Genomic DNA, 20,624 nt, shown 5'->3' on the forward strand with positions numbered 1-20,624 from the left:
CGATTCCGCCGTACCGGCTTGCGCCACGTTAACAGGTGACACCCATGTCGGATCACGTTGATCAATCCGCCGCGCACGATGCCCGCGGCGCGCTGCTGCACATGCGCGGCATCTCCAAAAACTTCCCCGGTGTGCAGGCGCTGGCGGGGGTGGATTTCCGCTTGTTTCCCGGTGAAGTGCATGCCCTGATGGGGCAGAACGGTGCCGGAAAATCGACGCTTATCAAGGTGCTGACTGGCGTGGAGGCGCACGACGCGGGCGAGATCCTGCTGGGTGGCCAACCCATTGCCCCAGGCTCGCCGCTGGAGGCGCAAAAGCTCGGCATCAGCACGGTGTATCAGGAGGTGAATCTCTGCCCGAATTTGACGGTGGCGGAGAACATCCACATCGGCCGCTTCCCCATGCGCATGGGCAGCATCGACTGGCGCGCTACCAACCGGGCGGCCGAGGCGCTGCTGGCCGATCTGAACATCCACATCGACGTCACGCTGCCGCTGTCGCTGTACCCGGTGGCCATTCAGCAGATGGTGGCGATTGCGCGGGCGCTTTCCACCGAAGCGCGCATTCTCATCCTGGACGAACCCACCTCCAGCCTGGACGACGACGAAGTTGCGCGCCTGTTTGCCGCCATTCGCACGCTCAAGGCACGCGGCATGGCCGTGCTGTTCGTCACGCATTTTCTGGAGCAGACCTACGCCATTTCCGACCGCATTACCGTGCTGCGCAATGGCCGGCTGGAAGGCGAATACGCCGCGCGTGATCTGCCGCAATTGCAATTGATCAACAAGATGGTCGGGCGCGACATCGATGCCAGCCGCTTCGAGCGGACCGAAGTGCCGCCGGTGGATGACACGGCGCCCGCGTTCCTGAGCGCACGCGGCATGGGACGCCGTGGTGTGGTGCAACCGCTCGATCTGGACGTGCGCCCGGGCCAAGTGCTGGGCCTCGGTGGGCTGCTCGGCTCTGGCCGCACCGAGACCGCACGCCTGTTGTTTGGCGTGGACCGCAATGACGCCGGCTCCATCAACGTGCAGGGCCAGTCGCGCCAGTTCAGCTCGCCGCGTGATGCGATTCGCCAGGGCATCGGCTTCTGCCCCGAAGACCGCAAGACCGAAGGCATCATCGCCGAGCTTTCGATTCGCGAGAACATCATCCTCGCGCTGCAGGCCAAGCGCGGCCTGTTCCGTTATCTGCCCAAGAAGCGCCAGCGCGAGATTGCTGACCAGTACATCGCGCAACTCGGCATCAAGACGCCGGATGCGGAAAAGCCCATCGGCCAGCTCTCGGGCGGCAACCAGCAGAAGGCCGTGCTCGCACGCTGGTTGGCGACGGACCCGGCCATGCTCATCCTCGACGAGCCCACGCGCGGCATCGACATTGCCGCCAAGCTCGACATCATGGACTTGGTGACCGCGCAGTGCCGCAAGGGCATGGCGATCCTGTTTATCTCCAGTGAACTGCCCGAAGTGCTGCGTGTGAGCCACCGGCTGGCGATCCTGCGTGACCGAAAGAAGGTCGGCGAGCTGGCCGGCGAAGACGTCACCGAAGACAACCTGTACGACGTGATTGCCGGCGGGGAATTGCCGGCTAAATCACCGATCAGCCAGTCCACCACCGGAGGCGCCGCATGACGCAACCTTCTCGCATGCGTACGCTTGCTGGCCATCGGCTGTTCTGGCCTTGCGTGACGCTGATCCTGCTGTGCCTGCTCAACACGTGGTTCAACCCGCATTTCTTTCACCTGGAAATCCGCAGCGGGCACCTGTACGGCAGTGTGATCGACATCCTCAACCGCGCAGCACCGCTGATGCTCGTATCGCTAGGCATGACGCTGGTGATTGCCGTGGGCGGCATCGACATCTCTGTCGGCGCGGTGGTCGCCATTTCCGGCGCCATTGCGGCATCGCTCATCGGCGGCACGCTGGTCGTGCAGAACGGCCTGCCCGTGTATGTGACCAAGGTGCCGCTGGTGCTCGCGCTGCTGGCCGCCGTGGGCGCGGCGCTGGTGTGTGGCCTGTGGAACGGCATGCTGGTGGCGGGCGCAGGCATGCAGCCCATCATCGCCACGCTGATCCTGATGGTGGCCGGGCGCGGCGTGGCGCAGCTCATTACCGGCGGCCAAATCATCACCGTCTACTACGAGCCGTTCTTCTTTGTCGGCAACGGCTACCTGTTCGGGCTGCCGTTTGGCCTGTACATCGCCGCCGCCGTGTTGGGCCTGCTACTGCTGTTGATGCATCGCACAGCGTTGGGCCTGTTCATCGAGGCGGTGGGCATCAACCCCGTGGCGGCGCGGCTGGCCGGGCTGAATACCAAGGCGCTGCTGTTCGGCATCTACGGGTTCTGCGGTGCCATGGCCGGCGTGGCGGGGCTGATCATCTGTTCCAACGTGAAGAGCGCGGACGGCAACAACGCTGGGCTGCTGCTGGAGCTGGACGCCATCCTGGCCGTCACGCTGGGTGGCACCTCCCTTGCGGGCGGCAAGTTCAGCCTGTGGGGTAGCGTGATTGGCGCACTCATCATCCAGACGCTCACGTATGCGATCTACTCGATGGGCGTGCCGCCTGAAATCAACCTCGTAGTCAAAGCCGTGGTGGTGTTTGCCGTGTGCCTGGCGCAGTCGGAATCGTTCCGCGCCATGCTCTTTCAACGCCAAGGCCCACGCCGTACCGGGGCGCAGTCATGAAAATCAATCCACGGCGCTTGCCGTTCTACGTCACGCTGTTTCTGTTCGTGCTGTTGTTCGGCTTCGGGTCCGTCACGTACACGGGCTTCTTCAGCGTGCAGGTGTTTCTGAACCTGTTGATCGACAACGCGTTCCTCATCGTCGTCGCCATCGGCATGACGTTCGTCATCTTGTCGGGCGGTATCGACTTGTCGGTCGGGGCGGTGGTGGCGCTCACCACCATGATCTCTGCCGCACTGGTCGAGCACCATGGCTGGTCGATCGGCGCAGTGGTGCCGCTGGTACTGGCCGTGGGCGCGTTGTTCGGCTTGATGATGGGGATGCTGATCCAGGTGTTCCGCATTCAGCCGTTCATCGTCACGCTGGGCGGTATGTTCCTGGCGCGGGGGCTGTGCTACCTCATCAGCATTGATTCGATCAGTATTACCGACCCTACCTATACGGCGCTCTCGCAGCACAAGATTTTTGTGGGCGGCGGCAACTACGTGTCGCCCAGCGTGGTGATTGCGCTGGTGGTGTTTGCGGCGGCCGTGTGGCTAGCGCATTGCAGCCGCTTTGGCCGCACGATGTATGCGCTGGGCGGCAACGAGCGCTCGGCCTTGCTGATGGGCTTGCCCGTGGCGCGTACGCGTGTTCTCGTCTATGTGCTGAGCGGGTTGTGCTCGGCGCTGGGCGGGGTGCTGGTGACGTTCTACATGCTCTCCGGCTACGGCCTGCATGCGCAGGGCATGGAGCTGGATGCCATTGCCGCCACCGTGGTCGGCGGCACGTTGCTTACCGGCGGTGTAGGACTGATCAGCGGCAGTGTGGTGGGCGTATTGCTGCTGGGTGTGATCCAGTCGCTGATCACGTTCGACGGCACGCTCAGTTCGTGGTGGGCACGCATTGCCATCGGCGTGCTGCTGTGCGTGTTCTGCCTTATGCAGCGCGTGCTCGGGCGCAGCCAGCGCGGTGCGTCTGTGCCGCCATCGGGCGGGAATCGGCCGGCACAGCAGGCGCCCAAGCCGGCCAAGGATGCCGCTGCGCCGGCTGCCATCGTCCATGCCCATCATGCAACGGTATCGCCGGGCTGAGGTATCACGTCAACACCGTACCGGTGCATCAAATTGGAGCATGGCGATGCACTAGTTTGGCCCGGGAGTCGCCTGCAGAGCACTGCGTGCAGGCGCCATGTGAACCGCAGTCGTCTGCTGACGCTTTTTGTTCCTCAACAAGCTTCAAAACCCTTTAGGTGCTTGTTCCCCGGCCGATATGCAGCCTATGCAAGGCTGATTTAACAGCGAGCAACGAACGGGGGAAACAATGCGCTCAATGGTCCATTCGGTACGGTTCAAACTTTTTGCAGCCTTTGGCATTTGCCTGGTGCTGCTGCTGGCGACGGGCGTGTTTGGCGTGACGGGCTTGATGCGCCTGAACGGCAACGTGGCCGACGCCTACACCGGCAACACGCTGCCCATTGCCCGCTTGTCGGAAATGCGTGCCGCGCAACTCGATGTGCGCTTGCAACTGCGGCGCATCCAAGTTTTCAAGGACGACGCCGCCAAGGTTGCGCAGTCCATCCAGACGATTCGTGCCGACATGGACCAGATCAACGGCACGTGGAAGCAATATTTCCCCGACAGCATCACGAGTGATGAAGAGCGCCAAGTCGCCAATCAGCTCAACGAGGCGATGCAGACGTTCAATACCGCGACCAATGATGTGGTCAACGCGCTGCAATCCGGCCACCTGGATGCCGCGTCAGAGCACATCAACCGGCACGCCGTTGCGGGCGAGGCAATCAGCAATCTGCTGACAAAAGACATCGCCATCAATCTCTCGCAAGCCAAGGAGTTCGTTGCCGATAGCGAGGCCACGTACCACCGCATCCTCGGTGTGGCCATCGCGCTGGTGTGCGCAGGGATTGCGGTGGGTGTGGGCATGTGCTGGTACTTGCTGCGTGCGATCTCGCGCCCGCTCAGCCGTGCCGTCAACGTTGCCAACGACATTGCCGGTGGCAAGCTGGAGAACGGCATCGTTGTCGACACGCAGGGCGAATTTGGCGAACTGCTGGTCGCGCTGCGCACGATGGATCAGCAACTGACCCAAACGGTGCGCGGTATCAAGGCGTCGGCCGAATCGGTGACGGTGGCGTCCAAGGAAATTGCCGCGGGCAATATTGACTTGTCCGCACGCACAGAGCAGCAGGCCGCATCGCTGGAAGAAACCGCGTCGAGCATGACGCAGTTGACCGAGACCGTGAAGCAGAACGCCGAGAACGCCGCGCAGGCCGATGCGCTCGCCTCCAACGCCAGCACCATCGCACAGGCCGGCAACGTGGCCGTGCAGGCAATGGTCGGCACGATCGACCAGATCAGCACCAGCTCGGGCAAGATTTCCGAGATCACCGGGCTGATTGAAGGCATTGCCTTCCAGACCAACATCCTGGCGCTCAACGCCGCCGTGGAAGCCGCACGGGCCGGCGAGCAGGGCCGCGGCTTTGCGGTCGTCGCCAGCGAAGTGCGCACGCTCGCACAACGCTCGGCCTCTGCTGCCAAGGAGATCAAGGGGCTGATTGGCGCCTCCGTTGCCGTGGTGCAGGCGGGCTCACAACAGGCCGCTGAAGTGGGCGAGACCATGGCCGAAGTGAAGGAAGCCATCCGCCGCGTGTCGGAGATCGTGACCGAGATTGCCGCAGCGTCTGCCGAGCAAAGCCGGGGCATTGAACAAGTCAACCAGGCCGTCGTGCAGATGGACGAAGTCACGCAGCAGAACGCCGCGCTGGTGGAGCAGGCGGCTGCGGCAGCGCAGTCGCTCGAAGAGCAGGCATCGACCTTGCGGCGCGCAGTATCGGTGTTCCGCCTTGGGAATGGCACCGGCGCAGCATTTGCCTGAAGACCACCCATAGAGCAGGGCAGAAGCGGGCGGCTTGAACTGGTTGCTCCATGCAACTATATTGGTTGTTCAACGCAACCAATCGAGGCTGTCATGGATTTCATCGAAGCGCCCGCCCAGCCCCGCGAGCAAACCATCAGCGAGCTGCGCGAGGTGTCGCGCAGGCTGGTGCGTGAACTCGGTTTCATGCGCAGCACGCTAGCGCAGAGCGATCTGCCGCCCTCCGCCGTGCACGCCATCCTGGAGATCGCCGGTACACCCGGCATTCAGGCGCGCGATCTGGCCGAACGCTTGCGGCTGGACAAATCCAGCACCAGCCGCCAGGTCACCCGCCTGGAATCCGCCGGGCTGGTCGAGCGCCGCGCGTGTGATGACGACGGCCGATCTTCCGAGCTCTACCTGACCCGCGCCGGCCAGCAGTTGCGCCGCAAGATCGACGCCTATGCGTCCGACCAGGTATCGAACGCGCTGCGCCACCTCGCTCCGCTGGATCAACAGCGGCTGCTCGCGTCGATGTCGCAGTACGTCAGCGCGTTGGCCGACGACAACGACCATCAAGCCCCACCCCCCGCCACCGAGGCCGGTATCCAGATCGTGCAAGGCTACGTGCCCGGCTGCATTGGCGACATTGCCAGCCTGCACGGTCGCTTCTACGCGCAACACTGGGGATTCGGCGTGTTCTTCGAGCGCCGCGTCGCCCAGGAACTGGCCGACTTTGCGCAATCCCTGCCCGACGACAACAAAGCGCTCTGGCTGTGCGTGGAAAACGGCCGCAGCCTTGCCTCGCTCGCCATCGATGGCAACCCCCACTATCGCGCCGCACACCTGCGCTGGTTCATCGTGGATGATGCCTTGCGCGGCACCGGCATTGGCCGCGAGTTGATGTCGCGCGCCATGCGCTTTGTCGACGCGCGCTTTGACGAGACGTACCTCAACACCTTCAAGGGCCTGGACGCCGCCCGCCACCTCTACGAGTCATTCGGCTTTACGCTTACGCACGAAGAAGCCGGCACGCAGTGGGGCAGCCCCGTGACCGAGCAGCAGTTCCGTCGCCGCGTAAAAGACTGATCCCGCGCCCCCGCGCACAAGGAGACCGCACGTGACATCGCCCATTAACCTGGACGCCTACTTCAACCGCATCCGCTGGGGCGGCAACACCCGCCCGACCTACGACACGCTGGCGCAACTCGTGCATGCACATATGCGGCACATCCCCTTCGAGAACCTCGACGTGCTGCTGGGGCGCGGCATCCGCATCGACTTGGAGAGCATTCAGAACAAGCTTGTCCACGCGCGCCGTGGCGGCTACTGCTTCGAGCACGCCACGTTGTTTGCAGCCGTGTTGGAGCAACTCGGTTTTCAGCCCACGCGCCACTCATCGCGCGTGGTGCTGCTGTTCCCGCGCACCGAAGCGCCGCGCACGCACATGTTCCTGACGGTGCCGCTGCCAGAAGGCACCTTCGTCGTCGACCCAGGTTTTGGCTCGCTGGCGCCGCGTGTGCCGGTACCGCTCGACGGCACGCAGGCCAGCATCGATGGCGAACTGCACTGGATGGCGCGCGATGGCGAACGCTGGACACTGCGCGCCCAGGTGCGCAGCGACACGCCCGTCGACGCCTGGGTCACCACGCTGGAGCAGGACTACCCGGTCGACTTTGAAATGGCGAACCACTACACGAGCACGCATCCGGCGTCGCCGTTCACGAATCGTATCCTGATGCGGTCAGTGACGGACGAGGGGCGGGTGACGGTGATGAATCGGGATGCAACGATCTGGCGGGGGGATACGCCGCATCGGTTTGAGTTGGAGGACCGGCGGGCGTTGCGGGGGGTGTTGGTTGAGTACTTCGGTATCGACTTGCCGGAGGTGGAGCAGATGCGGGTGCCTGGAGTGGAGGGGTGGGGGTGAGGCACGGAGAGCAGAAAGACGAATCCATAGACGTTTTGTCGGCCATGCGTGTGAGCGCTGGCTCCACCGCATACCCCAACTGGGTATAGACGTTCACGCTTGACGGAGGCGTCAACCATGGGAACGGCCTGCATCGGTGAATTAGTTTTCGTGCGAATCTTCTGCAATTTCATCCTCAGCTTCATCTTCAGATACCTTGAACTCCCCTTTTCTAATGGCGCGAAGATTAACAAGAACGGCATCTCCATACGGAGTCAGACTCCAGAAGGTTCGGGTGTCTTTCACGCTCCTGGCTTTCTTGCTTTGCTCAATTAGACCAAGTGCCCGCAATTGTATTTTTATGGTTTGTTCATCGCGGGACGAGACTGAGAAATTTCTGAGCGAGCGAACTCCTTTAAGATCGGGGTCTCCATTTTTTGTTTCAATCGTTCTGTCTTTAACGAGCTGAGCCAAGCCGGCACGGATTTTCTCATCTGCTACTTCGTCGAGCATAAGTGGGCCGATCTCCTCGAATATTTCATTCCATGAAAAATTGAGTTGTTTACTGAATATCCATGAATTTCCTTCGTTGTCATGGCCGTCAAATTTATAATCAATCGGAAAAATCTCTTCTCCTTGAGCAAGCTCCTCGCTGCCCTTTGGCGCACTGAGCTGAGATTCGGCGAGCTTCGCTTGCAGTTCCTCAATGGTCTTGCGAAGACGCAGCACCTCCGTTGCTGCGATCGCTGATGCAGCTTTATCAGCACGTATCCAGCCCGGCATTGGATGGGTGCCAATTAGTCTGATGATGCTGCGACTCACTGCCGATCCGAGATCTGCGGGGCTCTCCCAATACTTGCAAACCTTCTTCTGAGTCAACTCTCGGAAAGCCTTCAGCTTGGTAACCGATGCAGGATCTGATTCCGATTTTCCCACGGGGATTGATTGTGGGTTTTTATGCAGAAATGCAATTACCGGTTTTCCAGATTCGCTGGCGTATCGATATTCTTGCTCGGTGTAGCTAATTTCCTTCGGGCCTATTGATCCATATCGTCCGCCGACAATTACTATATAATAGTCGCATTCGTCAATTATTCTCTTTATGAGAGTCCATTGATCATCATCGGTCGCAGGAAAGAGCTCCATTCCTGCTGGAATGCAGTCAAGTTCCAATAGGGCTTGCATGACCTCCTGCCGTTCCTCGCGAAGGTCTTCATATGTCGAGCTGACAAAAACTTGATATCGGCGATCAGATGACATTTTAGCTATTTCTGGTTATGTAAATAAAGCGATGGATTGGGAATTTGCAGCTAGCCAAGCTCGCGGATAGCACTGTCAAATTGCGGCTGCCAATCGGGGTGGGCAAGGTTCCTTCCGAGGGCCAACGCGCCGCGAATTCACGGGTAGTCCGTTTTTCTCTTTTCGATCAGCTATCCAGCACGTTTGCATAACCCGTCCGTGCTTTTCCCGCACGGCATCCTGCAAAGTCTTGTAGGTGGTCTTCATGTGGGGTCTCCGTCTCGCGTGCACTGATAGTACGCACGCATATGAGCGGACACCAAGCGCAAAGTTGTTGCTCTTCGTTGCTTTGATGAGCTTCCCCGCCCGTCCCCGGGGAAAGCAACTACATCTTCTTATCTACCCCGCCCCCGCCCCAGTTCCTCCAACAACTCCCACCGATACAACTCCACCAACACCCCCTCCAGCGTGGTCAGCACATACACCCCAATCGCATCCAAAAACCCCGCCTGATACTCCGCAGATTTGTCACTGGCGTGCATCTGCAACTCCCACCGCAGCACCCTCGGCTCAAACTGCCGATGCAGTTTCAACCCCGCCTGCGTGCGCCGCAAAAACTCCCGCGCAGACAGTGCGCCGTTCAGATAGTCCCGGTTGTGTTCAAGCGTCATCGCACACCTCCGCACACGGCGTGGCGATCAATGCAGGGTGGGGCGGGGAATATCGCGGAGCAGCGTCCGCAAGAAGTGGAAACAGCGTGAATCAGTAATGCCATCGTCTTGCCCTCTAACTTTGAGTAAGGGGAGCCGCCCACCGGGAGGGGTGGGCGGGCACACGGCAAGGTCTGCAATACCGATCAAAACAAACCTAAAAATCGGCAGGGCCGAAGCCCTCCCTGCCGGGCCCGCCCATAGGGGCGAACGACGGCACGCCAGTGCCATAACGGCACTCACGGATATGTTTTGAATTCAGGATTGCAGTCCCGGCTGCGCTTGTTTGCGCGAGCGGGGCAGAGTTTACGGGCGGCCAGCGGTGCCGGCAAGCTGGGGTTTGTGGCGGTGCCCGGCTCAGAGTGCGCGCATCGAGCCAAAAACGCCCCGTGATAACAGCGCCCAGATCAGAAGGGCGCCTGCAAACTCCCCCAAGTGAACCCAAAGCCCCACGAACCTTGACGATCCATGAGGCGCCGTCAACACTGCACAGTGCACGCACCGCGGTCACTGCCAAGCCAACGCTGCCGCCGTCTGCCGTGTCCCACCGAGGGAGGGCCCCATGCAACCGCGCAGGAGTTACCCGCTTCATGTTCACCTGTGGGTGCTGTTTGGCTCGCTGACGCTGGCGTTGGGCGCGCTGATCTGTGGCATCCATTTCTACCAAGCCAAAGCTGCGCAGGAGAAGGCGGCGGCTGAAGCCACGCACCGCATCAGCCGGGAAACGCTGGACGAGGTCGAAGACCTGATGACCCCCTCACGGATGGCGGTCAAGCTCATCAGCCACAGCTCGCTGGCCGATGCGCAGTCGATCGACGCGCGGATGGCGCGCCTGGCGCTCGTGCGCGACGCATTGGAGACCTCGCCTGTGCTGCAGTCGCTGTATGTCGGCTATGCGGATGGCAGTTTCTTCTACGTGCGGCCACTGCGTGCGGCGGCGGATCGCGCGGTATTCAACGCCCCCGAGCGCGCCGCCTACGTGGTGCGCACCGTCGAACACGCTGGCGGAGTGCCCCGGGGGCAACTGTATTTTCTGGATGCCAATCTGACCGTTATCCAGACCGCCGATGCCTCGGATTTCGCGGTGCGGTTTGATCCGCGAGAGCGGCCGTGGTTTATCTCGGCCATGTCGGCGGGCGGGCTGATCCGTACGGATCCCTACATGTTCTTCTCAGACCGGCAGGCAGGCGCCACGCTGGCGGTACCGACGGTTTCTCGCCATGCGGTGGTGGGTGGCGATTTTCGGCTGGATCTGCTTGGCCAAACGCTGGCGCGCAAGGAGACTGTCGCGCGGTCCGTGCTTGCGTTGCTGGACGCCAGCGGCCAGGTCGTCGCCATTGATCGAGATGCGCCGGCTTCCGCTGCGGCACCGGACACGATCGAGTCGGGCCTGCTCGCGGCCGCAGCCGACTACGGCCTGCCCGTCCTCACACAGCTTGCCGCTGGCGTGCGTGATCTGGATGCATCGGGGACGCGGCAAGCAATGATCTCCGCCGGCGGCGAGCCGTGGTACACGAGCATCGACCGCCTGACCCCCACTGGCGGCAAGGCGCTGTACCTCGTCTCAGCCATCCCGCAGAACGAGTTGCTGAAGGGCGCCCGGCGCGAGGCTTGGCTGGGCATCGGCGTCACAGGGTTCATCATCGTGTTGTCCTTGCCGCTGATCGGTTGGGCGGCGCGCCGGATCGCGCGGCCCATGCATGCCTTGGCCGACGGCATGGAAGCCATCCGGCGGTTCGACTTCCAGCAGCCCATTGTTGCAACGTCGCGCATCAGCGAGGTGAGGGCGCTTGGCGAAACGTCCGAGCAGATGCGAGAGACCATCCAGCGTTTCCTGATCATCATGCAGGCTGTTGCGGCGGAAAGCCGGCTCGAGCAACTCTTGCCGTTGCTGCTGCGCAAGATGCTCAAGGCTTCCGGAGGCGGCGCAGGTGTGCTGTACCTGGCAGATGAGGCATCGCTGAACGCAGCCGTGGCGTTCGACCGCAACGGTGCAGACGTGGCACCCGCAATCGGGCAGACGCCATTGCAAACGGCGCTGCCCTTGATCCGCAGCGCCGTGAGCGCGATGGCACCGCAGGCCAGCGCACTTGCAGACGACGTCATCCGCACGGCGAAACTCGAACCGCTGACCATGGGCGCGCCATGCCATGCGGCAGCCATTCCCTTGGCGACGCGGGCGCATGAGCTGCAAGGCGCCATTCTCATCCTGCGCGATACACCCATTGAGGCGGCCCAGCTGGCTTTTGTTGGGGCGCTGGCGAGCCTGTGCGCGGGTGCGTTGGAAGTGCGTGCATTGACCGATGCCCAGCGCAAGCTATTCGATGCCTTCATTCAAGTGATGGCCGGCGCGATCGATGCGAAGAGCCCCCACACCGGCGGCCACTGCGGCCGTGTACCCGAGCTTGCCAAGATGCTGGCCCAGGCCGCATGCGATGCCACGGAGGGCCCCTACCAGTCGTTCCAGATGACCGATGCAGAACGCGAGGCCTTGCACGTTGCCGCGTGGTTGCACGACTGCGGCAAGGTCACCACCCCCGAGTACGTCATCGACAAGGCGACCAAACTGGAAACGCTGCATGACCGCATCCACGAGGTGCGCATGCGCTTCGAAGTGCTCAAGCGCGACGCGGAAATCGTCTATCTGCGCGCCGTTGCGGCTGGAGAAGATGCTGAGGCGGCGCAGCGCCGCCGCGACGCCGAGTGTGCGGCGCTGGACGATGACTTTGCGTTTGTCGCCAAGTGCAACCAAGGCGGCGAGTTCATGGATGCCTCGCAGAAAGAACGGCTGCAGCGCATTGCCGCCCGCACGTGGACGCGCACATTGGACGACCGCCTTGGCGTTTCGCAAGAAGAGCTTGCGCGTCAGCAGCGCCGGCCCGCAGCGCCATTGCCTGCGCAGGAACCCTTGCTCGCCGACAAGCCCGAGCACGTGATTGCGCGTACCGGACACGACACCATTCCCCCCGACAACCCGTGGGGATTCAAGCTGAACACGCCCAAGCACCTGTACGACCGGGGCGAGCTGCACAACCTGCTCGTGAGCCGCGGCACGCTGTCGGAAGAGGAGCGCTTCAAGATCGAAGACCACATCGTGCAGACGCAGATCATGCTCTCGCGCGTGCCGTTTCCAAAGGCGCTGCGTGAGGTGCCGGAGATTGCCGGCAACCACCACGAGAAGATGGACGGCACCGGGTATCCGAGGCGGTTGCGCCGCGAACAGATGAGCCCGCTGGCCCGCATGATGGCGATTGCCGATGTGTTTGAAGCGCTCACCGCTGCAGACCGGCCCTACAAGAAGGCGAAGACGCTGTCGGAATCTGTACGCATCATGGCCATCGCCAAGGAGCAGCAACACATCGATCCGGAGCTGTTCGACCTGTTCCTGAGCAGTGGCGTGTACCTGCGCTATGCCGCCCGCTTCATGCGGCCGGAACAGATCGATGCGGTCGATATCACGCAGTACATCGGCGGGGCGTCGCCGAGTGCCATGGAGACGGCGTAACCCTTCTGGGCGGACCGGGGTCGTACCTGCGAAGCATCATCGGCCGCGCTTGAGACTTCGAACCCGGTCCGCCTGCCACGCGCTCACCGCAGCGCTCGCTTGGGCTTCTTCCTCTTGAGACGCCTTCCGTGGTTTATACGGCGACGTGCTCGCAGACAGAATCGGGACGGAGTTGTGGATGTCCTGCGCCAGCCAGCTCAAGTAACCGCGACCTTCGTCGCGATAGCGTTGAGCCTCAGCTGCTGTCAGGCAAATCATGAAGCTGTAGCCGAACGCACCATGGTTGCAGTTGGCGTCGAGATACAGCGCATCGCCCGCTTCAAATAGGAACCAGCTGTACGGTTCGTGATCCAGCACCTGCATTGAGGTCTCCATGTGCGTAGGTGGCCTACACCTGGATGGCGCTGATGAACAGCTCCATCACGCGCAGGCTTTCGTCGAGAGCATGGTCTGGGTTTTGTCCCCAGCTCGCGAATTGGCCGTCGATGTGCATTCGCGCCAGGCCATATGCCAGCGCGCGCAGGCCGAGCACGTACCGGTCGATATCGCCGGAGCGCAAGCGTCCCTCCTGTGCCGCGGCTTCCATCAACTGCCGCATGGTTGTACGCAGGCGGTCGTTGCGGTCGCGTAGGCCGGGGCTGTCGAAATCAATCACCGCGCGCGTCGAGATGACATGGAAATGTCCAGGGTTCTCAAACGCCCACCGCAGGAAGCCCTCACCGATCGCGCGGAAGGCGGCCAGCGGGTCGTCGGCTTGTTCATGGCGGCGCGCTTCGGTGACTGCCGCGAGCAGCCGCTCCTGCGCCTCCTCGGCCACTGCCGTTAGCAAGGCCGTGCGGCTCTTGAAATGACGGAAGGGCGCGCCCGGCGAGACGCCGACGCGTCGCGCCACCTCGCGCACGCTGACTGCCTCCAGGCCCTGTTCTTCGGCCAACTCCACTGCGGCGGCAATCAAGGCGTGTCGCAGGTCGCCGTGGTGGTAGTCGCGATCGTCGACGGGTTCAGGAGTGGGCATGGCACGAATTTGGGGAAGGGGGTTATGTAATCAGCGATCACATGTTACATTGCACGAATGTAATCGATGATTACATTGGGTTGTTCCAAACCACTACAAGGAGTGCATATGCCTACGTTTACGGTCTCATTGCGCCGGGGCGCGCGCGTCGTTGCCGCGCTGTTGGCGCTTGCCGCCTGCCATGCCGCCAGTGGAGCCACGGAGGCGGCCGCCGGCCCGACGGCTGCGCCGGTTGGGGCGCCGGCAGAGGCTTCTGCTCGGCTCGAGGTCTCCGCGCCGCTGGCCGGGCTCCTCGCGCGCGGCGTCGTGGTCGTGCCGTTTCACGCCGAGCATTTGCAGCTTGTGCCGGTCTACGGAGCGGCCGCCGCCAACGTCTCGCCACGCATCGGTCATGTGCATCTAACGCTCGACAATGCCCCTTGGCATTGGGTGCAGGCGAGCCCTGATCTCATCGTCCTTCAAGGCCTTGAAGCCGGGTCGCATACGTTGCGGGTAGACCTGGCCGACGCCAAGCATCAGGTGCTCGACAGCCGTACCGTGACATTCACGGTTCCGCAGCGGTGAAGCGATTCACTACGCTTGCCACACCGCATACCCTTCCTCGCGCAATCCGATCGCCAGCTCCACTTCCATCTCCCGTGCCGCCTCGTAAGGCATCGGGTTGAAGCACTCGTACAGCTCCGGCATCAGACGCAATCCGTACTCCCGCACAAACCGGTTCGATTTCAGCCCCGCCTTGTGTTTGTCAAAACGCACGTCCGGCGACTGCCCGGTCATGCCGACATACACGCAAGGCTTGTCACCGAGGTAATCGGGGTTGGCTTTCTTGAAGCGCGTTTCGCTCAGCACTTGCCGCGAGAGTTCGATGACGTAGACGTGGTGGTGGTGACGTGGCATTGAAGAAGTCTTCGACCGTGAAGAACGCACGGTGAGCATAGCAGCGCCCCGGCCAGACGGAGCGCTTGTCGATGCCGTTTGCCTAGAGGCCGGCTTGCAGCTTGTCGGCAACGTCTCCGTAACTCACGGTGTCGCCGGCCAGGTACACGATCTCGTTCTGGATACGCGGTTTGGCGAACACGATCGCGGCGGGCATCGGCCAACATAGTCAACAGCTCCGCAGAACCTGATCGACTTGGCGTACGCCGAGTTCCGAGTCATTGGATTTGAGGAAGCCGCGTCAGAGAGAGATTGCGCCGGAAGCCGCTTGTATTGCTGCAGCAATCTCGTCTTCGCTGCGCCCCCCATTGATGGCAATGCTTCCCCCAAAGACAAAGTGAGGAACCGAACGGACACCGGCATTGGCCGACTTGAACGCTTCCGCTTCGACGCGATGGTGCTGTTCAGGATCAAGAGCGATGGCCCGAGCCTGATCGCGCTCAAAACCGTAGTCGGCTGCGATGTCGGCCAGTACATCGGCATCGGAGATATTCTTCGCTTCGATGAAGTAAGCGTCAGTGATTGCAACGGCGAGCCTGTGCTGCGTGTTACGCCCAGCGGCTGCCAGAATCACGGCATGAGCTGCCTGGGTCGGATAGGCCCAGAGCTGGCGACCAAGATCCAAGTCGAAGCCCGAAGCGCGGGCTTCTCCTTCAGGGCGAGCAAAGGCGACTTTCGGATCGGTGATGCCGTAGCGCGAACGCAGCAAGTCGGGAATATAGAGGCCACCTGCCGGCGCATCTGGCAGCAGCAGGACGGGATGCTGCCGGATATCAACGACCAGGTCGGGAAAACGCTCCGCCAGCACTTTGTCGAGACGGTGATGCCCGACGATGCACCACGGGCATGTGATTTCTGTATAGAGGTCTATTTGCATAACCAACGTTCCTGCGTCAATGGTTGGCGATGCCGGGCGCGGCACGCACGAGCTTCTTGTCGGTTACTTGGTCAACCAAGAACTTCGCAAGATTGCCTCTGGAGAGCCTCGTGCTGAGTTTGGTCTTTCCATACCAACCCACATCCACGCTGCCATCGGCAGGGCCATCCTTTAGGTTCGGGATGCGTACCAGTGTCCAGTCCAAGTCCGAATTGGCGATCAATTCGCCAGTCGCCTTGATGTCCTCATACCCCTTGCGCGCGATCACCTTGAACAACAGCGCGAACGCATGGGTTTTGGAGGCAAAGCCATCCTTGGGATCACGATACGCAGCCGTAGAAATCTGGATAAGACGGCGCACGCCTGCGTGCTTCATCGCGGCGATGATGTGGGTCAAGCCGTGCATGACCGGCTTATCGCCTTGCACCTTGAGACTGTTGGGACCCAGGGCGCTAATGACCGCATCGGCACCTTGGATGCACTTCGCAATGGCACGCGGGTCTTGCAGGTTGCCGACAACAATTTCGACCCTTCCCGCGAACGACGCGAGTTTCTTTGCGTCGCGCGTATAGACCGACAGGTTGTAGCCCTGCTTCAAGGCTTCCTCGATGATGTGCCTTCCGGTCGGTCCGGTCGCCCCGAACAGCGCGATGGTTTTTTTCCCGGCCATGAGGTCACGCAGCCTTCGCCAACAAGGCTTGGATGGCCGTTCCGGTGTTGGCGATTGCGGCCTTCACTGCATCGGGGCCGAGAACCGTGCCTTCGACACGCACCACGTCAACGTCGGTCAGACCGATGAAACCCAGCAGATGCAGCAAGTAGTTGGTCTGGAAGTCGAACGGTGCCCAAGCACCTTCCGAGAACACGCCGCCGGCAGCGGTAACGAGATAGACCTTCTTGCCGGTCAGCAGCCCCTTCGGCCCAGTATCGCCGTAGCCGAAGGTGACGCCCGGCCAGGTGACGTGATCGAACCAAGCCTTCAGCTGCGAGGACGGACCGAAGTTGATCATGCCCGAACCGAGCACGATCACATCGGCGACCTTTAGCTCATCGACCAGCTCTTGCGCGACCTTCACTGCCTCGACCTGTTCCGGCGTGCGATCTCCGGGCGACGTGATCCGGCCTTGGATGTAGGCCGGTGCGATATGGGGCGGAGGATTCGCGGCAAGGTCGCGCACGGTCAGTGGGCCGCCCGCGCGGGCTTGGATACCCTCTGCGATTTCGGTTGCGAAGCGGGTGGACAGGCTGTCAGCCCCGCGCGGGCTGGACGTAACAAGCAGGGTGTGGCTCATGACGGCTCCTAGGTATAAAATAAGAACTAAGTCAGTAAATAGGCCTGACTTACCAATTCATACGTAGGATGGTATGGGTCCTGCCCCCTCCTCACAAGAAGGCACACGCATGTCACTTAGTCACACCGAGCTACCTGCCGATATGCCTGCACCTGATGCCGGCGGCTGTGTGGCAACCCGCGAAATATTGGATCGCATCGGCGACAAGTGGAGCCTCTACATCGTCGCCATGCTGGCCAATGGCCCGCTGCGCTTCAACGAATTGAAGCGCAGCATCGACGGCATTTCCCAGCGGATGCTGACCCTGACCTTGCGCGGACTGGAACGCGACGGACTGATAACGCGAACGATGTTTCCGACCATTCCTCCGCGCGTTGATTACGAACTCACTGACATGGGAAGAACGCTGCTGGAGCCTGTCATGGCGTTGGTCAACTGGGCAAACAAGAACCAACTCGCCATTGCCGAAGCGCATCAACGTTTTGACGAGGAACCGGAGCCGGATCAGGTCTTGGTTCAGGGCGTTGTCTACCAGCGTCGATAAACGAGTCCACGCCGTAGGCTTGTGCAAACACCACGGCGAGATTCAACTGCCGGCTGGCGTTGGGACGTGTCCCAACGCGGATCTTAACTAGACGTGTCAGTGCGCGGTAACGGCGGAGACCTGCCTATGGCAGCGGTTGCAAGACGGAGGCTTCGACGGATCCGCTCAGCAGCGGCTTCAGCACACTCAGGAAACGTTGTGACTCCGGCAGCTGTTCGAAGGCGACGAACGCATCCTTGTTTCGGAAGCTTTCAATCGCCACAAAGACGTTGGGATCAGGCGTGGCAAGGACTCGAAAGTCCACGACTTCTGGACGCTGACGGCTCGCCGAGATGCGCTCCTTGATGATCCGCAGAAAGTCATTGCGGCTTTCCTGCCGGATGGGAAGTTTGACGACGAGGCCATAGCTGGCCGCATCGCGGTCGTTGGAAGCGTCTGCGGTTGACTGGGCGTGAGCGGCGGAAAAGAAGCCGAAGATCGCCATGGCAGCCACGGGCAGAGCGTAGCGAAGAGGATTCTTCATTTGGTGAGCCTCATTGCAGAAGACCTGCGTTACGCAATGCCTCTTCGGCGGCCTCGTGGTCCTGGGCAGAGCTGCCCCCGGAGATACCGATGCCGCCCACCAGACGCCCTTCGTGAAAGATCGGCACACCGCCGCCGACCGGCATCAGGCGCGGATGGTGCGCCAGCGGGGCAACGGCGGGTTCGGCCATGTACTGATTCCATTGGTGCGTGGACATGCCGAACGAGGCCGCCGTCCATGCCTTGTTGATGGCGACGTCAGCGGTCAGGAAAGGCGCGGCGTCTGCACGCTCGAACGCGCGCAGGTGGCCGCCTGCATCGGTAATGGCAATGGTCGCAGCGAACCCGCGCGCAGCACAGGCGCGACGCGCCTCCGCCAGCAAGGTTTGCGCAGCTTCCAGGCTGATCGTTGCGGTGGTGATGGTGGGGGATGTCATGGTGAGGCTCCTAGTCAGAATGCTTCAGGCGTTTCAGGCGTTCGCGACAACGACTTTGCCGATCATGTTGCCGGCCTCGACCAGCGCATGCGCCTTGATCAAGCTCGCGGCGTTGATGCCATCAATGCGTTGGGTCAGGGTGTGCTTGATGTCTCCGCGATCGACCAGTTCGGCCACGCGGCGCAGCAAGGCGTGTTGTCGGGCGAGGGTGTCGGTGGTGAACATGGCGCGCGTGAACATCAGTTCCCAGTGAATCGAAATGGACTTCCCCTTGAACGGGCCGATGTCCAGATCCACCGGATCGTCGATCAGGGCGAATTGCCCCTCGGGGCGCAGCACAGCGGCGATCTGCGGCACGTGGGTGGCGCTCTGGTTCAGCCCAGCCACATGGGTGACGTGCTTGATGCCAAGCTCTGCCAATTGAGGTGCCCAGGGTTGACGGTGATCGATGACGTGGTGCGCGCCATGCGCCAACACCCATTCACGGGTTTCCGGCCGCGAAGCGGTGCCGATCACGGTCATCCCCGTCAGTGTGCGTGCGAGTTGGGTCAGGATGGAGCCGACGCCCCCGGCCGCTCCGGTGATCAGCAGCACGTTGTTCTCGGTCGGATCAGCCGCCTGAACACGCAGACGGTCAAACAGCAATTCCCAGGCAGTGATCGCGGTCAGCGGCAGCGATGCGGCTTGCGCAAAATCCAGCGATGCCGGCATGGGGCCGACGATGCGTTCGTCCACGGCATGCAGTTCGCTGTTGCTGCCAGGCCGCGTAATGTCGCCGGCATACCAGACACGGTCACCGGGTTTGAAGCGCGTCGCACGCGGTCCGGTCGCGCGGACGATGCCCGCAGCATCCCAGCCGGCGATACGCGCACCGCCTTCCGGAATGTCTCCGCCCCGCCGGATCTTGGTATCGACCGGGTTGACGGACACCGCGTTGACTTCCACCAGCAGGTCGTGGTCGCGCAGTTCAGGCGTCGGCAGCTCGATATCTTGCAGCGCCTGCGGATGGCTGATGGGGTGGTTCTGATAGAAACCGATGGCTTTCATACACGTGCTCCAGAGAGAGTGAATGAGGGCCATGCTATCTTTCAGCGATATGCGGATAAACGGGTGATCTGCCCAAACACTTTCGGCATTCCAATGAAAATCATCCGCCTCGATGACGTGCAAATCTTCGTGCACACGGCCGACGCCGGCAGCTTCTCAGAGGCGGCACGCCAACTGAATATCGCGCCTGGGCAGGCAAGTGCGTCTGTGCAGCGGCTCGAAAAGGCGCTGGACGCGCGCCTGTTCACGCGGTCCACGCGCAGCATGCAACTGTCAGAGGCGGGGGAGCGTTACCTGCCGCATGCGCGCGTCATGGTTGGCGCGCTGGAGCAGGGCGAACAGGCGCTGGCCGGTGGTCGGGAAACACTCTCCGGCCCGCTGCGGCTATCGGCACCGTCCGATTTCGGGAGAAACCTGCTACTGCCGTGGCTCGACGACTTTCAGCACCAGCACCCGGGTTTATCGGTGCACCTGAAGTTGAGCGACCGGGCGGCCGATCTCATCCGCCAGCCGCTGGATTTCGCCGTGCGCTACGGGGCGCTGCCGGATTCATCCCTTCTGGCCATCAAGTTGCTCGACGACAACCGGCGCGCGTTGTGCGCAGCGCCGTCGTATATCGAACAACATGGCGCACCGGCCAAAGTCGACGACCTGCGTCGACACAACTGCCTTCGGTATATCTGGAGCGAACAGGTCCATGAACGCTGGCGCTTTACGGTGCCAGGTGGCGAGCGCACCGTGGCAGTCACGGGAAACCGCGTGAGCGACGACGCCGATGCGGTGCGTCGCTGGGCGATCGCTGGTGAAGGCCTGATCTATAAATCGCGCCTGGATCTCATCAACGACCTGAAGGCCGGACGATTGGTCGAGATCTTTCCGCAGGAGTACGGCGAGCCCGCGCCACTGCATTTGATTTGCGCCCACCGTGCGCAGCTGACGCCCGCAATTAAGACGCTGAGTGCATTCTTACGGGAGCGCTGTGTGGCTCTGCTCGCAAGCTACGCCACGTCAGGCGCGCCAACCGAATAGCACGCCGCCGACCAGTGCAAATT

General features: G+C 61.9%; 21 protein-coding genes and 1 pseudogene. 10 read left to right on the forward strand and 12 right to left on the reverse strand.

Going from position 1 to position 20,624, the window contains the following annotated elements:
• Positions 1-44 precede the first annotated feature (44 nt).
• The 6 genes from ACN9M1_RS17610 to ACN9M1_RS17635 all read left to right on the forward strand — a co-directional run bounded on the left by ACN9M1_RS17610 (position 45) and on the right by ACN9M1_RS17635 (position 7,469).
• Positions 45-1,631, forward strand: coding sequence for a sugar ABC transporter ATP-binding protein (locus ACN9M1_RS17610; RefSeq protein WP_426399859.1), 1,587 nt, complete (start codon positions 45-47; stop codon positions 1,629-1,631).
• Entirely contained in the window at positions 1,628-2,686 is a 1,059-nt protein-coding gene (locus ACN9M1_RS17615) for an ABC transporter permease (protein ID WP_426399860.1), read from the forward strand. Before ACN9M1_RS17610 ends, ACN9M1_RS17615 begins: the two co-directional genes overlap by 4 nt.
• Entirely contained in the window at positions 2,683-3,759 is a 1,077-nt protein-coding gene (yjfF, locus tag ACN9M1_RS17620) for a galactofuranose ABC transporter, permease protein YjfF (protein ID WP_426399861.1), read from the forward strand. The genes ACN9M1_RS17615 and yjfF overlap by 4 nt, the downstream gene beginning before the upstream one ends.
• 229 nt (positions 3,760-3,988) lie before the next feature.
• On the forward strand, positions 3,989-5,560 hold the full coding sequence (locus tag ACN9M1_RS17625; protein WP_426399862.1) for a methyl-accepting chemotaxis protein: 1,572 nt from the start codon (positions 3,989-3,991) through the stop codon (positions 5,558-5,560).
• A 93-nt stretch (positions 5,561-5,653) separates the two neighbouring features.
• Positions 5,654-6,628, forward strand: coding sequence for a GNAT family N-acetyltransferase (locus ACN9M1_RS17630; protein WP_426399863.1), 975 nt, complete (start codon positions 5,654-5,656; stop codon positions 6,626-6,628).
• A 31-nt stretch (positions 6,629-6,659) separates the two neighbouring features.
• On the forward strand, positions 6,660-7,469 hold the full coding sequence (locus tag ACN9M1_RS17635) for an arylamine N-acetyltransferase family protein (RefSeq protein WP_426399864.1): 810 nt from the start codon (positions 6,660-6,662) through the stop codon (positions 7,467-7,469).
• A 141-nt stretch (positions 7,470-7,610) separates the two neighbouring features.
• On the opposite strand, the gene ACN9M1_RS17640 is transcribed toward ACN9M1_RS17635, so the two are convergent.
• Positions 7,611-8,633 (reverse strand): DUF4062 domain-containing protein, encoded by a 1,023-nt coding sequence (locus ACN9M1_RS17640; RefSeq protein WP_426399865.1) that lies wholly within the window; start codon positions 8,631-8,633, stop codon positions 7,611-7,613.
• Positions 8,634-9,082: 449 nt separating this feature from the next.
• The gene (locus ACN9M1_RS17645; RefSeq protein WP_426399866.1) at positions 9,083-9,358 is read right to left on the reverse strand and encodes a hypothetical protein; all 276 of its coding nucleotides are present in this window, start codon (positions 9,356-9,358) and stop codon (positions 9,083-9,085) included.
• A gap of 601 nt (positions 9,359-9,959) precedes the next feature.
• Here ACN9M1_RS17645 and ACN9M1_RS17650 point away from each other — a divergent pair.
• Complete coding sequence (locus tag ACN9M1_RS17650; protein WP_426399867.1) at positions 9,960-12,902, forward strand: HD domain-containing phosphohydrolase; 2,943 nt, start codon at positions 9,960-9,962, stop codon at positions 12,900-12,902.
• A 36-nt stretch (positions 12,903-12,938) separates the two neighbouring features.
• Here the strand turns inward: ACN9M1_RS17650 and ACN9M1_RS17655 are convergent, their stop codons facing one another.
• Positions 12,939-13,265, reverse strand: coding sequence for a hypothetical protein (locus tag ACN9M1_RS17655; RefSeq protein ID WP_426399868.1), 327 nt, complete (start codon positions 13,263-13,265; stop codon positions 12,939-12,941).
• A gap of 25 nt (positions 13,266-13,290) precedes the next feature.
• Positions 13,291-13,917, reverse strand: a complete 627-nt coding sequence (locus ACN9M1_RS17660) for a TetR/AcrR family transcriptional regulator (protein ID WP_426399869.1) — start codon at positions 13,915-13,917, stop codon at positions 13,291-13,293.
• 108 nt (positions 13,918-14,025) lie between these two features.
• Here ACN9M1_RS17660 and ACN9M1_RS17665 point away from each other — a divergent pair, with 108 nt between their 5' ends.
• A complete protein-coding gene (locus ACN9M1_RS17665) occupies positions 14,026-14,481 on the forward strand; it encodes a DUF6130 family protein (protein ID WP_426399870.1) in 456 nt (151 codons plus the stop codon).
• Positions 14,482-14,490: 9 nt separating this feature from the next.
• On the opposite strand, the gene ACN9M1_RS17670 is transcribed toward ACN9M1_RS17665, so the two are convergent.
• The 5 genes and pseudogenes from ACN9M1_RS17670 to ACN9M1_RS17690 form a co-directional block, all read right to left on the reverse strand.
• Entirely contained in the window at positions 14,491-14,814 is a 324-nt protein-coding gene (locus ACN9M1_RS17670) for a hypothetical protein (protein ID WP_426399871.1), read from the reverse strand.
• Positions 14,815-14,899: 85 nt separating this feature from the next.
• Positions 14,900-15,010: pseudogene (locus ACN9M1_RS17675) on the reverse strand (aromatic alcohol reductase); the annotation flags it as partial.
• Positions 15,011-15,094: 84 nt separating this feature from the next.
• A complete protein-coding gene (locus ACN9M1_RS17680; protein ID WP_426399872.1) occupies positions 15,095-15,730 on the reverse strand; it encodes a DsbA family oxidoreductase in 636 nt (211 codons plus the stop codon).
• Between the two features lie 16 nt (positions 15,731-15,746).
• Complete coding sequence (locus ACN9M1_RS17685; RefSeq protein ID WP_426399873.1) at positions 15,747-16,400, reverse strand: NAD(P)-dependent oxidoreductase; 654 nt, start codon at positions 16,398-16,400, stop codon at positions 15,747-15,749.
• Between the two features lie 4 nt (positions 16,401-16,404).
• Positions 16,405-17,022, reverse strand: a complete 618-nt coding sequence (locus ACN9M1_RS17690; protein ID WP_426399874.1) for an FMN-dependent NADH-azoreductase — start codon at positions 17,020-17,022, stop codon at positions 16,405-16,407.
• Positions 17,023-17,131: 109 nt separating this feature from the next.
• Between ACN9M1_RS17690 and ACN9M1_RS17695 the strand changes: the two genes are divergently transcribed.
• On the forward strand, positions 17,132-17,566 hold the full coding sequence (locus ACN9M1_RS17695) for a winged helix-turn-helix transcriptional regulator (protein ID WP_426399875.1): 435 nt from the start codon (positions 17,132-17,134) through the stop codon (positions 17,564-17,566).
• A 124-nt stretch (positions 17,567-17,690) separates the two neighbouring features.
• Here ACN9M1_RS17695 and ACN9M1_RS17700 read toward each other — a convergent pair whose 3' ends face one another.
• The 3 genes from ACN9M1_RS17700 to ACN9M1_RS17710 are packed head-to-tail and all read right to left on the reverse strand — an operon-like array spanning position 17,691 to position 19,572.
• Positions 17,691-18,089, reverse strand: coding sequence for a putative quinol monooxygenase (locus ACN9M1_RS17700; RefSeq protein WP_426399876.1), 399 nt, complete (start codon positions 18,087-18,089; stop codon positions 17,691-17,693).
• A 10-nt stretch (positions 18,090-18,099) separates the two neighbouring features.
• Complete coding sequence (locus ACN9M1_RS17705) at positions 18,100-18,525, reverse strand: GlcG/HbpS family heme-binding protein (protein ID WP_426399877.1); 426 nt, start codon at positions 18,523-18,525, stop codon at positions 18,100-18,102.
• A 33-nt stretch (positions 18,526-18,558) separates the two neighbouring features.
• Entirely contained in the window at positions 18,559-19,572 is a 1,014-nt protein-coding gene (locus ACN9M1_RS17710) for a zinc-binding alcohol dehydrogenase family protein (RefSeq protein ID WP_426399878.1), read from the reverse strand.
• Positions 19,573-19,671: 99 nt separating this feature from the next.
• Here ACN9M1_RS17710 and ACN9M1_RS17715 point away from each other — a divergent pair, with 99 nt between their 5' ends.
• The gene (locus ACN9M1_RS17715) at positions 19,672-20,601 is read left to right on the forward strand and encodes a LysR family transcriptional regulator (protein WP_426400746.1); all 930 of its coding nucleotides are present in this window, start codon (positions 19,672-19,674) and stop codon (positions 20,599-20,601) included.
• Positions 20,602-20,624 lie beyond the last annotated feature (23 nt).

Source organism: Ralstonia sp. R-29, from assembly GCF_049913345.1.
GTDB lineage: Bacteria > Pseudomonadota > Gammaproteobacteria > Burkholderiales > Burkholderiaceae > Ralstonia.